Annotated in this window: 12 protein-coding genes and 2 pseudogenes; 1 reads left to right on the forward strand and 13 read right to left on the reverse strand. The window is 63.8% G+C overall.

The genetic code is table 11. From position 1 onward, the window contains the following. Nucleotides 1-55: 55 nt before the first annotated feature. The 6 genes from WH265_RS14635 to WH265_RS14660 form a co-directional block, all read right to left on the reverse strand. Nucleotides 56-721 carry a hypothetical protein gene (locus WH265_RS14635; protein WP_339558755.1) on the reverse strand — a complete coding sequence of 222 codons (666 nt, stop codon included), beginning with the start codon at nt 719-721 and terminating at the stop codon, nt 56-58. Beyond that, nucleotides 718-1,533 (reverse strand): hypothetical protein, encoded by an 816-nt coding sequence (locus WH265_RS14640; RefSeq protein ID WP_339558756.1) that lies wholly within the window; start codon nt 1,531-1,533, stop codon nt 718-720. The genes WH265_RS14635 and WH265_RS14640 overlap by 4 nt, the downstream gene beginning before the upstream one ends. Continuing rightward, nucleotides 1,530-2,021 (reverse strand): hypothetical protein, encoded by a 492-nt coding sequence (locus tag WH265_RS14645; protein ID WP_339558757.1) that lies wholly within the window; start codon nt 2,019-2,021, stop codon nt 1,530-1,532. The genes WH265_RS14640 and WH265_RS14645 overlap by 4 nt, the downstream gene beginning before the upstream one ends. A 13-nt stretch (nt 2,022-2,034) precedes the next feature. Then, nucleotides 2,035-2,691, reverse strand: coding sequence for a hypothetical protein (locus tag WH265_RS14650; protein ID WP_339558758.1), 657 nt, complete (start codon nt 2,689-2,691; stop codon nt 2,035-2,037). Next, the gene (locus WH265_RS14655) at nt 2,691-3,305 is read right to left on the reverse strand and encodes a hypothetical protein (RefSeq protein WP_339558759.1); all 615 of its coding nucleotides are present in this window, start codon (nt 3,303-3,305) and stop codon (nt 2,691-2,693) included. The genes WH265_RS14650 and WH265_RS14655 overlap by 1 nt, the downstream gene beginning before the upstream one ends. Before the next feature lie 61 nt (nt 3,306-3,366). Then, nucleotides 3,367-5,505 carry a hypothetical protein gene (locus WH265_RS14660; protein ID WP_339558760.1) on the reverse strand — a complete coding sequence of 713 codons (2,139 nt, stop codon included), beginning with the start codon at nt 5,503-5,505 and terminating at the stop codon, nt 3,367-3,369. Nucleotides 5,506-5,916: 411 nt separating this feature from the next. On the opposite strand from WH265_RS14660, the pseudogene WH265_RS14665 reads away from it, so the two are divergent. Beyond that, nucleotides 5,917-6,417 (forward strand): annotated as a pseudogene (locus WH265_RS14665) (ATP-binding protein); the annotation flags it as partial. A gap of 1 nt (nt 6,418) precedes the next feature. On the opposite strand, the pseudogene WH265_RS14670 reads toward WH265_RS14665, so the two are convergent. The 7 genes and pseudogenes from WH265_RS14670 to WH265_RS14700 form a co-directional block, all read right to left on the reverse strand. Next, nucleotides 6,419-6,751 (reverse strand): annotated as a pseudogene (locus tag WH265_RS14670) (amidase family protein); the annotation flags it as partial. Between the two features lie 38 nt (nt 6,752-6,789). After that, nucleotides 6,790-7,455 (reverse strand): hypothetical protein, encoded by a 666-nt coding sequence (locus WH265_RS14675; protein ID WP_339558761.1) that lies wholly within the window; start codon nt 7,453-7,455, stop codon nt 6,790-6,792. Further along, a complete protein-coding gene (locus tag WH265_RS14680; protein ID WP_339558762.1) occupies nt 7,452-8,267 on the reverse strand; it encodes a hypothetical protein in 816 nt (271 codons plus the stop codon). The genes WH265_RS14675 and WH265_RS14680 overlap by 4 nt, the downstream gene beginning before the upstream one ends. After that, nucleotides 8,264-8,755 carry a hypothetical protein gene (locus tag WH265_RS14685; RefSeq protein ID WP_339534718.1) on the reverse strand — a complete coding sequence of 164 codons (492 nt, stop codon included), beginning with the start codon at nt 8,753-8,755 and terminating at the stop codon, nt 8,264-8,266. Before WH265_RS14685 ends, WH265_RS14680 begins: the two co-directional genes overlap by 4 nt. Before the next feature lie 12 nt (nt 8,756-8,767). Next, nucleotides 8,768-9,439 carry a hypothetical protein gene (locus WH265_RS14690; RefSeq protein WP_339534720.1) on the reverse strand — a complete coding sequence of 224 codons (672 nt, stop codon included), beginning with the start codon at nt 9,437-9,439 and terminating at the stop codon, nt 8,768-8,770. Further along, nucleotides 9,439-10,059: a hypothetical protein gene (locus WH265_RS14695; protein ID WP_232539510.1), complete on the reverse strand. Its 621-nt coding sequence runs from the start codon at nt 10,057-10,059 to the stop codon at nt 9,439-9,441. Before WH265_RS14695 ends, WH265_RS14690 begins: the two co-directional genes overlap by 1 nt. A gap of 97 nt (nt 10,060-10,156) precedes the next feature. Beyond that, the gene (locus WH265_RS14700; RefSeq protein WP_339558763.1) at nt 10,157-12,304 is read right to left on the reverse strand and encodes a hypothetical protein; all 2,148 of its coding nucleotides are present in this window, start codon (nt 12,302-12,304) and stop codon (nt 10,157-10,159) included. Between the last annotated feature and the right edge of the window lie 186 nt (nt 12,305-12,490).

Here is a 12,490-nt window from a genome sequence, read left to right on the forward strand (position 1 = left end):
GATGGGAATGCCATCGTAACCAATAACCAGGGGCTGCAGGGTCTCGCGCAGGGCCTCAAGGCACGGACGCTGTGAAGCTTAACTGCCCGCTGTAGTTGCCGGCCGTGCGGCTGATGGTGCTGTTGTAGCCAAAGGTCCAGTTGGCATTGCGGATGGTGACCAGGCTGTTGACCGTGCCGGTGCCGCCCCCGGTGACATTGACACTGGTGCCGGTACCGCTGGCGGGAATGGTGGGCGCCGGCAGGGCCGCGTCGCTGCTGGTGATGCTGACCATGTTCATCGGAATGGTGTTGGCGCCACTGGTCAGCGCCGTGGTGACGGTGGCGAAAACGCTGACCTGGCCGCCATTGCTGCGCACCTCCACGGGCAGCACATTGCCGCTGGCGGCAACCGCAAACGTGGGCGCCGTGCCATTCCAGTTGACGGCCGTGTTGTTGCCCGTGGTCGGCGTGGTGGGCACCGCAGGAATGGACGGGCTCAGATTAAAGCTGACCTGCGAGGTGGTGCCGCCCGGTGTGGGCCAGGCACCATCGCCGATGCGAAAGAACAGGAACTTGTCGATCTGGATGGAAAAGTTCAGCGCCACCCGGGGGGTTGTGAGCGCCGGATTGTTGCTAGGGCCTGCGGTTGAACTGGCAGCCTGCACCCCGGCACTCCCCGCTGCCAGCATCAGCAGTAGCGCCTGACGCATAAGACCCAACTGGCGGCGCTGCCTGGTCATGGGAACTCAGCATTCAGCTTGAAGCTGCCCTTGTCCCAGTCCAGCATGCCGCTGGCCTTGACCGGGAAGCTGGGCTGCAGCGCAGTCTGGCCGTCGTCCGCCTTGGGGACCAAGGCCAGGTGCCGAGTCTGGCCCGGCATGATGGGGGTTCCCTCGACGGCGAGCATAAAGTCGCGGCCTTGTGCATCCTTGGCGTCGACGGTGCCATCCAGCCGGCCATGGGCATCGCCGCTGTTGCGCACGGTGATGGCGGGAATACGTTTGCCGGCGATGTCGCGCATGCCGATCTGCTGCACTTCGAGCTTGGGCTCAGCGCCGCCCAGCATCACATAGACGGCCACGGCAATGCGGCCGGTGACCGGCAGGCTCAGGTTGGCGCCCCCGCTCTGGATGATGGTCTGCTGGGCGGGCTCCACCCCTTCGATGGCGATCATGAAGCGGCATTCTCCGCGCGCTGCATCGGCCGGTGGCGTGATCTGGAAGCGAAAGGCCTGCTTGGTCTGCGCTGGCACTTTGACGGTGCGGCGCTCCAGCGCTACCCAGGGGCGGCAACTGCCGGGCAGCAACTCATCGTGGTAGGTGATTTGACCTTCTTCCGAGTAGCTCCAGTCCAGTGTCCGTACCGACAAGGCTGTTGCTGCCGAGCCCAGGTTGTGCAGGTCAATGGACTGGCCAATGCGCTCGCCGTTTTTGGCACTCAGCTCAAAGCGCGAGGGCGACACGGCCATCTCGAAAGCGGCGGATTGGGCCAGGCCAGTGATGAGTGGCAAGGCCAGGGCCAGGGCGCGGCGCGCAAAAGTGAAAGAGCTCATGGCTGGGTCTCGATTTCAAAATAGGATTCAAAGCGCAGGCTGCCGCCCTGGCCCATCTGCAGCTCGCGGCGGTCAATGCGCAGCTGCAGGTCAAAGTTTTCGGTGATCCAGGGCGTGCGCACCACACCGGTCCAGACCTGAACCCGGTCACCGGGGCGGCCCATGCCGGGCTGGAACTGGCCGCTGCTGCGCCACTGCACCTGCATGCCCGCGGGCGAGCGCAGACCCGCCACGGCAAGCGGAATGACGTAGTAGATGCGCGCCTGCTTGCCTACATAGGCGGCGGTGGCCAGGCGGTATTCCACATGCCCAAAGGGCAGGCTGATGGTCTGGTTGTCCAGCATCTGCGCACTGCGGAAATCGGCGCCCACCTGGGCGCGGGGGGAGCTGGAATCATCCAGCCGCGTGGCCTGTGCATACGCGCCTGGGGCCCAGGCGCATGCGGCTGCCAGCAAGACACTGAAGCACGGAAAGCAAAAACGTGGCATGCGCGAGCCTCCTTTATTCCATCGACGCGGTGAAATACACCGTGCCCTGGTAGGTGCCTGCCGGGTAGATCGTGTCGTTGGCAAAGCTGAACGTCAAACGCGTGGCGCTTATCGCATTGGACTGGTAGGTCCAGCCCAAGCAAAAAATAATGAGCGGGAACGAACAGAAGGTGGCATTGGCGTTGAAGCTGGCCAGCTGCTGGTTGGCCGCACCTGTGAACTGGCCGTTCTGGATATCGCCAGCGCCGCCGTTGCCAGTGCTGGTCCAGCTGATTTTGCTGAACGGTATGTTGGTGCCGCCGCAGGGGCCGCTGACACAGCTCAGTGCAATGCTGGAGTCCACCCGCACTGTCACCGGTCTGGCGGTGGATGAGGTGGAAACAGGCCGCATCGGCGTGACCGAGATATCAATCGCCGGCGTGCCCGTCACAGGCGTGGGCGTGAGGCCCACGTTGTTCCCGGTGACATTGAACTGCACGGTGTCCACCCCGGCAGCAGACCCCACCTGCAGCGACAGCGCATAGCTGCTGCCGGTGTCGCTGACGGTGGTGATTACAGCGTTGGCAGGCACGCTGATGCCGCAGGCGAGCAGCACCAAGCCCGCGTTCAGCGGTGCGCGTGCTGCCAGCAAGGCGGAACGCACAGTGGTGGTTGCATCGCGCTTGCGCATCAGACGCCTGTTGCCGTGTAGACCACGGAGTTAGTGTAGGTGCCTGCCTTCCAGCTAGTTGGAGTGCCGGTCAATGCATAGGTCCAAGTCCCGGTCAACAGGGTGTTGGAGTTGATCGTGGTGGATGCGCAAGCGCCAAGATTGCCACCAGGATGAGGTAAGGAGCCAGCGGTGGTCACCTCGAAGTCGGCATTGGCCGGACCGCCAGTGCCGACCCATGTGCCGATGGCGCAATTGATATTGGCACTGGTGGCATTCGTCCAGGCAGAAACATTTACCACGTTGCCGGTGGCGGTGGTTGCCGCGGTAGGAGCCGCAGTTCCATTCCAGGGCACTACGGTGTTGTTGGCGGTCGTGGTTGGCGTGGTACCGGGAGTCGGTGGAATGGTCAGCGCGGTAGTCCAGGATACGGTGTCCTGGACGCCGTTGCTGCTGCCCACCTTGAGCAAGATCAGCTTGGGGACGACAACGCTTAGTTTGACGGTGGCGGTGGCGGTCACGGAGCCGGATCCGGTCGAGGAGTAGCCATACTGGCTTTCAGCGAGTGCCTGGCCGGTGCAGGCTACCGCAAGGGCAGCGCCCAGTGCGAGTGCATGGAGTTTTGGGTGTTTCATAGTGAGTCCTAAAAGGAGAGGGAGAAGCAAAGCGCGGGTGCGCTGGGGTTCTGCAGCATGGTCATTCCTCCACCTTGGTAATGGGGATTTCGGCGTTGGCTTCGCCACGCAACGGAACATCGACGCCCAGCACTGCGCCATCGGCTGCGCCCCAGGGCAGGGGCACGCTGTCGAGCGTGAGGCTGAGCTGATGGCGGCCTACGCCGACCATCGGGAATAAGAAGCGGCCTTCGGCATCGGTGGTGGCGCGGTAGCGCCCATCGAGCACCACCTCAATGCCTTGCGCGCCGGTTTCGTCGGGCTGGATGCGGCCATCCTTGTTGGCGTCGTAGAACACGCGGCCGCCGACACTGCCGCTGCCATTGCCGGCCATGCCGCCCGCAACAGCAAAGGGACGGCCTGTGCCGCCTTCCCAACGCAGATAGACATAGGCGGTCTTGTCGTTGCTGCGGTAGATTTGTGGGCTGGTCCAGCTGAGCACCTGGGTGGTGGCCAGCCGCGCCTGGTTGAGCAGCATGCCCAGGCCCATGCTCCAGCCATTGCCCCATTGTTTTTCTGCCAGCAGATTGCCCGACAGGCCCCGGCTTGTGGAGAGCCCACCGCTTTGCGAGGTGTAGCGCAGGTTGCCGGAAATGCTCAGCGTACTGCTGGCCCAGTAGCGGCCCTGTACCCCGGCCGTGGGGTAGCGCTGGTGGCTGCCGTTGCTGCGGTCATCGGCCCAGCCCAGCGTGGTGACCAGCTCGGGGCGCATGGTCTCGCGCTGGGCGCTGATCCAGTCCTGCTCCCACTGCAGCTCGCGCCCGGTGGCGGTGCCGTCGCCCAGCACAATCTGCTCATTGCTGCGCAGGCTCAGGCTGAAGCGCGAGCGTGGCAGCTCGCCAAAGCGGGTCTGGTAGTAGCCATAAGCGTAGAGGCTGCGCATCTTGCCATCGAGGCCAGCACCCTGGCCGTCTCCTGCATAGCGGGTCTGGTAGACGTTGAGGTTGCCGCCCAGTGCGGTGCGGCGGTCTATCTGGTAGTGGACATTGCCGTTGATGCCTACGCGTGTCTGGCCTTGCTGCGCGGGCTGGCTGCTGGCTCGTGTGCGTTCGATATCCAGGCCGGTACCCCAGCTCAGGCGACTGCTGCTGTGGTCCACGCGCCAGTACGCGCCCTGGTTGCCCGAGGTCAACAGGTAGTCGCCAAAATACAGATTGGGCCGGGTCACATAGGCGCCCCAGGCATGGCGATAGCGGCCGACGCGGGTGTCGGCCTCCAGGTAGAGGCCTTGCGCACTGCCCGAAGGGGTTTGTGCCGAGTCGCTGTGGACCGTGCTGCCAAGCACGGTGAGTCGGCTGCGCAACCCGCCATCCTGCTGTGTGGGTGAGCCATAACCCAGCGCGGCGGCCCAGCTGCTGGCTCTTTTGTTGCCACTGCCCTGGTCGTTCCACAGGCCGTAGTCCATCGGGGAAAAGTTGTTGGCCTGGTTCAGTTGACCAGCGGCATACCAGGCCCCGCCCAGGCGCTGGGTAGCGCCCACCCAGGCGATCGTGCCCTGGCTTTTCTCGAAGCCGGGGTAGGGGCCGCCCAGCAGTTCGCCGCGTGCACCCATGCCAGCGCTGAGGTTAAAGTCCGCGCCATTGATGCGGGTGGACAGCCCACGCAAGGTGCTGGTGCCTAGCATCAGCCGGTAGTTCTGGCTCAGCCCGGTCGTCAGCTCGCTGTAGCCGTCGCCGATGGTGGTGTCCATGCGGATGCCCGGCGTAATGGGCATGGCCAGGTTCTGCACGGTGATGCGCTGGCTGCTGGATTGGCGGGCATAGCCCAGTGCACCAATGCCGTTCAAGCTGTCTTGGCCGCCCTGCATGCTGCGCACATCAGCCTGCAGCAACCATTCGCCATAGTTCAGGGTTTGCTGGCGGTACTGGATGCGCTGGCCCAGTTCGGTGCCCTGCTCACTGCCCAGTCCGCCATTGTCGGAATGGGCGACACCCAGGCGGCTTTCCAGCACCCAGCTGCGCAGCCCCGGCGGCAAGGTGCTGGGGTCGACTTCTTCGGCTTCACCGGCCCGCAGGGCCGTCAGTTCATCGGCGCTCATGAAGTTGTCCTCATAGGCGGCAGGCGCGGCGTCGATGGTGGCGCGCAGCCGGGCTTGTTCGGCTTGGGCGGGGCTCAGTGACTCCACCTTGGCGCTGGCTGCTGCCTCGCTCTGCGCTTTCATCGGGAGGGCATACAAACACAGGCCCAGGGCCAAGCTCTCCCACACGGCATCCCTTGAAAGCGTCTGGAAGAGACCAGTACCGCAGTGAAAGAATGGCCGTTGGAAAACACTCATTTGTAATCAGAAGTTAGCTTTCATGGCCTGGTCTTTTGACTAAAAACACAAGCAATCAATCATAAAAGTTCGATACTTTACGTTAAGTGTGTCAGAGAACATAACAAATAGATACATGTCATCATGTAAAGAAATTTGAAGAAATTCATGAAAGTTTTTAGCTTGGTTTTGCGGTGGTTTTATGCTGAAAAACTATTATTGTTATATGTTTTTTGGATAAACAATTAATAGATAGCAAGACGGCTTTAGGCGGCAAGCCTTGCACCCATATAGACCCTTGATCTGTGTTGATGCAGACTGAGCTCCCATGACCAAAAAAACCATTCCTTCCAGGTCGAAGTGGCCCAACTGCTTCACTTGGTGACGCATTCGCTGTATTCGAACCAGGAGATTTTTTTGCGAGAGCTGATCGCCAATGCGTCGGATGCATGCGACAAGCTGCGCTTTGAAGCGCTCAATGACAGCGGTCTGTACGGCGACCAGCCCGATCTGGAAGTGCGCGTGTCCTTCGATGACAAGGCCAAGACCTTGACCATCACCGACACCGGCATCGGCATCGGCATCGGCATGACTACGCAAGAGGCCATCGACAACCTGGGCACGATCGCCAAGAGCGGCACCAAGGCCTTCATGGACAAGCCGAGCGGCGACCAGAAGGCCGATTCGCAGCTGATCGGCCAGTTTGGCGTGGGCTTTTACTCGGGCTTTATCGTGGCCGACAAGATCACGGTCGAGTCGCGCCGCGCGGGTGCGGAGGCGTCGGAAGACGTGCGCTGGACCAGCGGCGGCATGGGCGACTTAAGGCGGCGGGAATGCGCACCGAGCCTCCGGTGTCCGAGCCAATGGCGATATCGACCAGGCCCCGGCCGACGCTGACCCCGGCACCCGAGGAGGAGTCGCCAGGGATGTGCAGCACATCGGCGGCATTGCCCGGTGTGCCGAAATGGGGGGTGATGCCCACGCCCGAGAACGCGAACTCCGTCATATTCGTCTTGCCGACGATCACCGCGCCGGCAGCGCGCAGGCGCTGCACCACCGGCGCATCGTGCGTGGCCGGGGCGCTTTGGCGGCGCATTTTTGCGCCGGCGGTGGTCACCTGGCCAGCCACATCGAGCAGGTCCTTGACCGACACCAGGGCTTGCAGCGTCTATCGCAGGCGCTGCAGTAGTCTCAAGGCACGGCAGCGGTAAAGCTCAGCTGCCCACTGTAATTGCCGGCTGTGCGACTGATGGCGCTGTTGTAGCCAAAGGTCCAGTTGGCCGTCCGGATGGTGACCAGGCTGTTGACGGTGCCGGTGCCGCCCCCGGTGACATTGACGCTGGTGCCGGTGCCGCTGGCCGGAAGGGTGGGAGCCGGCAGGGCCGCGTCGCTGCTGGTGATGCTGACCATGTTCATCGGAATGGTGTTGCTGCCGCTGGTCAGCGGGGTGGTGACCGTGGCATAGACGCTGACCTGGCCGCCATTGCTGCGCACCTCGACCGGCAGCACATTGCCGCTGGCGGTGACGGCAAATGCGGGCGCTGCGCCGTTCCAGTTGACGGCGGTGTTGTTGCCATTGATGGGCGTGATGGGTACCGCAGGAATGGTGGGGCTTAGGTTAAAACCCACCTGTGAGGTGGTGCCGCCGGGTGTGGGCCAGGCGCCATCGCCGATGCGGAAAAACACATACTTGTCGATCTGGATGGAAAAGTTCAGCGCCACCGCCGGGGTGTTGCGTGGCAGGTTGCCGGTGCCAGAGGTGGCACTGCCTGCCTGCGCCGCTGGGCACAGGGCAGTCAGCACCAGTGGCAGCAGCGCATGGCGCAACAGCTTCAGTGGGCAGCGCTGCGTGCTCATTGGAAATCCGCATTCAGCTTGAAGCTGCCCTTGTCCCAGTCCAGCAGGCCACTGGCCTTGATGGGGTAGCTGGGCTGAATGGCAGGCTGTCCATCTTCGCCCTTGGGGACCAGCGCCAGGTGGCGGGTCTGGCCGGGCATGATGGGGGTGCCTTCCACGGCCAGCATAAAGTCGCGACCCTTGGCATCCTTGGCGTCCACCGTGCCTTCGAGGCGGCCATGGGCATCACCGCTGTTGCGCACGGTGATGGCCGGGCTGCGCGTGCCGGCAATGTCGCGCATGCCGATCTGCTGCACTTCAAGCTTGGGCTCGGCGCCGCCCAGCATCACATAGACGGCCACGGCAATGCGGCCGGTGACCGGCAGACTCAGGCTGGCGCCCCCGCTCTGGATGATGGTCTGCTGGGCGGGCTCCACCCCTTCGATGGCGATCATGAAGCGGCATTCACCACGCGGCGCATCGGCCGGCGGCGTGATCTGGAAGCGAAAGGCCTGCTTGGTCTGCGCTGGCACTTTGACGGTGCGGCGCTCCAGCGCTACCCAGGGGCGGCAACTGCCGGGCAGCAACTCATCGTGGTAGGTAATCTGGCCTTCTTCCGAGTAGCTCCAGTCCAGTGTCCGTACCGACAAGGCTGTTGCTGCCGAGCCCAGGTTGTGCAGGTCAATGGACTGGCCAATGCGCTCGCCGTTTTTGGCACTCAGCTCAAAGCGCGACGGGGCGATCGCCATCTCGAACGGGGCGGCATGGGTCAGGCAACTGACCAGGGGCAAGGCCAGGGACAGCGAGTGGCGGAAAAAGCGGAAAACGGTCATGGCTGGGTCTCTATCTCAAAATAGGATTCAAAGCGCAGGCTGCCGCCCTGGCCCATCTGCAACTGGCGTTGGTCCAGGCGCAGCTGCAAGTCAAAACTCTCGGTGATCCAGGGCGCACGCACCACGCCGCTCCAGACCAGCACGCGGTCGCCGGGCCGGCCCATGCCGCCCTGGAACAGCCCGCTGCTGCGCCATTGCACCTGCATGCCCATGGGCGAGCGCAGGCCGGCTACCGCCAACGGGATGACGTAGTAAATGCGGGCCTGCTTGCCCACATAGGCGGCGGTGGCCAAGCGGTATTCCACATGTCCGAAAGGCAGGCTGATGGTGTTCGGATCCAGCATCTGCGCATTGCGAAAATCCGAGTTGATCTGGGGACGTGGGGAGCTGGAGTCGTCCAGCCGGGTGGCCTGGGCATGGGCGCCTTGGCCGCAGGCGCCGGCCATGGCCAATAGAGCAGCACAACAGCGAAGGCGAAAGCTGGGCATGGACCCGTCTCCTTATTCCATCGACGCGGTGAAATACACCGTGCCCCGGTAGATCCCTGCCGGGTAGAACGTGTCGTTGGCATAGCTGAATGTCATGCGCGTGGCATTCATGTTGCGCGTCTGGTACGTCCAGGTGCCCAGACAAAGAATGATGATCGGAATCGAGCAGATGTTGGCATTGGCGTTGAAGCTGGCGATCTGTTGGTTGGTCGCACCGTTGAACTGACCGCTCTGAATATCTCCGGCTGCCGAGCCACTGCTGTTGCTGACTGTCCAACTGATCTTGCTGAACGGGATGACGGTGCTGCCACAGGCGCCGCTTTGGCAGACCAGGCCGGCGCTGGAGTCCACCCGCAAGGTGACGGGCCGGGCGACTTCCGAAGCAATGATCGGGCGCACCGGCGTGACCGAGATATCAATGGCGGGTGAGCCGGTGACGGCGGTGGGTGTAAGGCCCGCATTGTTGCCTGAGACATTGAACTGCACCGTATCGGTACCGGCAGCAGATCCCACCTGCAGCGACAGCGCATAGTTGGCGGTGCTTGCGCTGTCGCTGACCGTGATGATGACGGCGTTGGCGGGCACCGTGATGCCGCAGGCGAGCAGTACCAGCCCCGCACTCAGCGGTACGCGTGCTGCCCGCAGGGCGGCACGCGCGGCGGTGGTTGCATCGCGCTTGCGCATCAGACGCCTGTCGCCGTATAGGTGACGGAGCCGGTGTAGGTGCCGGCGCTCCAGGCGGTGGCCGTGCCGGTCAGCGCATAGGTCCAGGTGCCACTCAACAAGGTGTTGGGGGTGAGCGTGGTGGATGCGCATGCGCCCAGGTTGGCGCCGGGATGGGGGACCGGCGTTGCACCTGCTGCTGTCACGGTGAAGTTGGCATTGGGTGGGCCGCCTGCGGCCGGGCTCCAGGCACCCACGGCGCAATTGATGTTGGCAGTGCCGGCATTGGTCCAGGCAGCCACCGACAGCACGTTGCCTGTAGGGGTGACGGCCACGGTGGGCGCGGTGCCATCCCAGGGCACCTGGACGTTGTTGGCGGTGGCCGTGGGCGTGGTGCCGGGGGTGGGCGGAATGGTCAGCGTTGCGTTCCAGGTGACGGTGTCCTGGACGGCATTGCTGGAACCCACCTTGAGCAGGATCAGCTTGGGGATGACCACGCTCAGGTTGACCTTGGCGGTGGCGGTCACGGTGCCCGTACCGGCCGAGGAGAAGCCGTATTGGCTTTCCGCCAAGGCATGGCCGGCGTAGGCCAGCGCCAGGGCAGATCCCAGCGCCAATGCTTTCAATTTTGGGTGTTTCATGGTTCGAGTCTTTCAAGAGAGCAAGCGCCTGAGCGCCGGGGTTTGGCCCACACCGTGCACGGGGTGCGCAAGCGGGGGCCTGGGTTCTGCTGCATGGTTAGTCCTCCACCTTGGTGATGGGGATCTCGGCGTTGGCTTCGCCACGCAGCGGAACATCGACGCTCAGTACCGTGCCGTCGGCAGCGCCCCAGGGCAGGGGCACGCTGTCGAGCGTGATGCTGAGCTGATGGCGGCCTACGCCAACCATCGGGAAAAAGAAGCGGCCTTCGGCATCGGTGGTGCTGCGGTAGCGGCCGTCCAGCACCACCTCAATGCCTTGTGCGCCGGTTTCATCGGGCTGGATGCGGCCATCCTTGTTGGCGTCGTAGAACACGCGGCCGCTGACACTGCCGCTGCCATTGCCAGGCATGCCGCCGGCGACGGCAAAGGGCCGGCCGGTGCCGCCTTCCCAGCGCAGGTAGACATAGGCGGTCTTGTCGTTGCTGCGGTAGATCTGCGGGCTGGTCCAGCTGAGCACCTGGGTGGTAGCCAGACGCGCCTGGTTCAGCAGCACGCCCAGGCCCATGCTCCAGCCATTGCCCCACTGCTTTTCTGCCAGCAGATTGCCGGACAAGCCCCGGCTGGTGGAGAGCCCACCGCTTTGCGAGGTGTAGCGCAGGTTGCCGGAAATGCTCAGCGTACTGCTGGGCCAGTAGCGGCCCTGCACGCCGGCCGTGGGGTAGTGCTGGGTGATGCCGTTGCTGCGGTCGTCCGCCCAGCCTAGGGTGGTGACCAACTCAGGACGCATGGTCTCGCGCTGGGCACTGATCCAGTCCTGCTCCCACTGCAGCTCACGGCCGGTGGCGGTGCCATCGCCCAGCACAATTTGCTCATTGCTGCGCAGGCTCAGGCTGAAGCGCGAGCGTGGCAGCTCGCCAAAGCGGGTCTGGTAGTAGCCATAGGCATAGAGGCTGCGCATCTTGCCATCCAGGCCACCGCCCTGGCCGTCGCCCGCATAGCGGGTCTGGTACAGGTTGAGGTTGCCGCCCAGCGTGGTGCGGCGGTCCAGCTGGTAGTGCAGATTTCCGCTCAGCCCCACGCGGGTCTGGCCTTGCTGGGCCGGCCAACTGCTGGCGCGCATGCGCTCCACATCTACCCCCGTGCCCCAGCTCATGCGGCTGGTACTATGGTCCATGCGCCAGTAAGCGCCTTGCGTGCCCGAGGGCAGCAGGTAGTCACCAAAATGCAGATTGGGGCGGGTGACATAGGCACCCCAGGTATGGCGGTAGCGGCCCAGCTTGATGTCTGCCTCCAGGTACAGGCCTTGTGCGCCGCCAGAAGGGGTTTGTGCCGAATCGCTGCTTGTGCTGCTGCCCAGCGCGGTCAGTCGGCCGCGCAATGCGCCGTCCTGCTGCGTGGGCGATCCATAGCCCAGTGCTGCAGCCCAGCTGCTGACCCGCTTGCTGCCGCTGCCCTGGTCGCTCCAGAGGCCATAGTCCACCGCTGCAACGTTATTGGCCTGGTTCAGTTGGCCGGCGGCATACCAGGCGCCACCCAGGCGCTGGGTGGCGCCTACCCAGGCGACTGTGCCCTGGCTCTTCTCGAAGCCGGGATAGGGGCCGCCCAGCAAATCGCCCCGCTGGCCCATGCCGGCGCTGATGTCAAAGTCCACGCCATAGATGCGGGTGGACAGGCCCCGCACGGTGCTGGTGCCCAGCATCAGGCGGTAGTTCTGGCCCAGGCCCCGGGTCAGCTCGCTGTAGCCGTCGCCGATGGTGGTATCCATGCGGATGCCCGGTGTCACGGGCATAGCCAGGTTCTGCACGGTGATGCGCTGGCTGCTGGATTGGCGGGCATAGCCCAGGGCGCCAATGCCATTGAAGGCGTCTTGGCCGCCATGCATGCTGCGCACATCGGCCTGCAGCAGCCACTCGCCATAGTTCAGGGTTTGCTGGCGGTACTGGATGCGCTGGCCCAGCTCGGTGCCGCTTTGGCTGCCCAACGGGCCGTTGTCGGAACGGGCGATGCCCAGGCGGCTCTCCAGCACCCAGCTGCGCAGCCCCAGCGGCAAGGTGCTGGGGTCGACTTCTTCGGCTTCACCGGCCCGCAGGGCCGTCAGTTCATCGGCGCTCATGAAGTTGTCCTCGTAGGCGGCGGGCGCCGCCTCGATGGTGGCGCGCAGCCGGGCCTGCTCTGCCTGGGCAGCGCTCAGTGACTCCACCTGGGCACTGACTGCCTGATCGTTCTGTGCTTGGGCTAGGGACACATGCCCACCAAGCACCAGCACCCACATCCCCCAAGCGGCAAGCCCTGTAAACGCCTGGAAGAAACCAGTGCCGCTGTACAAGGGATGCCGCTCAACAACATTCATTTGTAATTAAAAGTTAACTAACGTTGAGTTTATTTTGCGCGGATGCCACCAATCAAATGTCAAGATTTGATACACAACGTT

Source organism: Comamonas sp. MYb396 (assembly GCF_037479555.1).
In the GTDB taxonomy this organism is placed as follows: domain Bacteria; phylum Pseudomonadota; class Gammaproteobacteria; order Burkholderiales; family Burkholderiaceae_C; genus Comamonas.

Excerpts from the sequence above, each read along its gene's own strand:
- WH265_RS14635 (WP_339558755.1), bottom strand. The coding sequence starts at position 721 with ATGACCAGGCAGCGCCGCCAGTTGGGTCTTATGCGTCAGGCGCTACTG.
- WH265_RS14640 (WP_339558756.1), bottom strand. The coding sequence starts at position 1,533 with ATGAGCTCTTTCACTTTTGCGCGCCGCGCCCTGGCCCTGGCCTTGCCA.
- WH265_RS14645 (WP_339558757.1), bottom strand. The coding sequence starts at position 2,021 with ATGCCACGTTTTTGCTTTCCGTGCTTCAGTGTCTTGCTGGCAGCCGCA.
- WH265_RS14650 (WP_339558758.1), bottom strand. The coding sequence starts at position 2,691 with ATGCGCAAGCGCGATGCAACCACCACTGTGCGTTCCGCCTTGCTGGCA.
- WH265_RS14655 (WP_339558759.1), bottom strand. The coding sequence starts at position 3,305 with ATGAAACACCCAAAACTCCATGCACTCGCACTGGGCGCTGCCCTTGCG.
- WH265_RS14660 (WP_339558760.1), bottom strand. The coding sequence starts at position 5,505 with ATGAAAGCGCAGAGCGAGGCAGCAGCCAGCGCCAAGGTGGAGTCACTG.
- WH265_RS14675 (WP_339558761.1), bottom strand. The coding sequence starts at position 7,455 with ATGAGCACGCAGCGCTGCCCACTGAAGCTGTTGCGCCATGCGCTGCTG.
- WH265_RS14680 (WP_339558762.1), bottom strand. The coding sequence starts at position 8,267 with ATGACCGTTTTCCGCTTTTTCCGCCACTCGCTGTCCCTGGCCTTGCCC.
- WH265_RS14685 (WP_339534718.1), bottom strand. The coding sequence starts at position 8,755 with ATGCCCAGCTTTCGCCTTCGCTGTTGTGCTGCTCTATTGGCCATGGCC.
- WH265_RS14690 (WP_339534720.1), bottom strand. The coding sequence starts at position 9,439 with ATGCGCAAGCGCGATGCAACCACCGCCGCGCGTGCCGCCCTGCGGGCA.
- WH265_RS14695 (WP_232539510.1), bottom strand. The coding sequence starts at position 10,059 with ATGAAACACCCAAAATTGAAAGCATTGGCGCTGGGATCTGCCCTGGCG.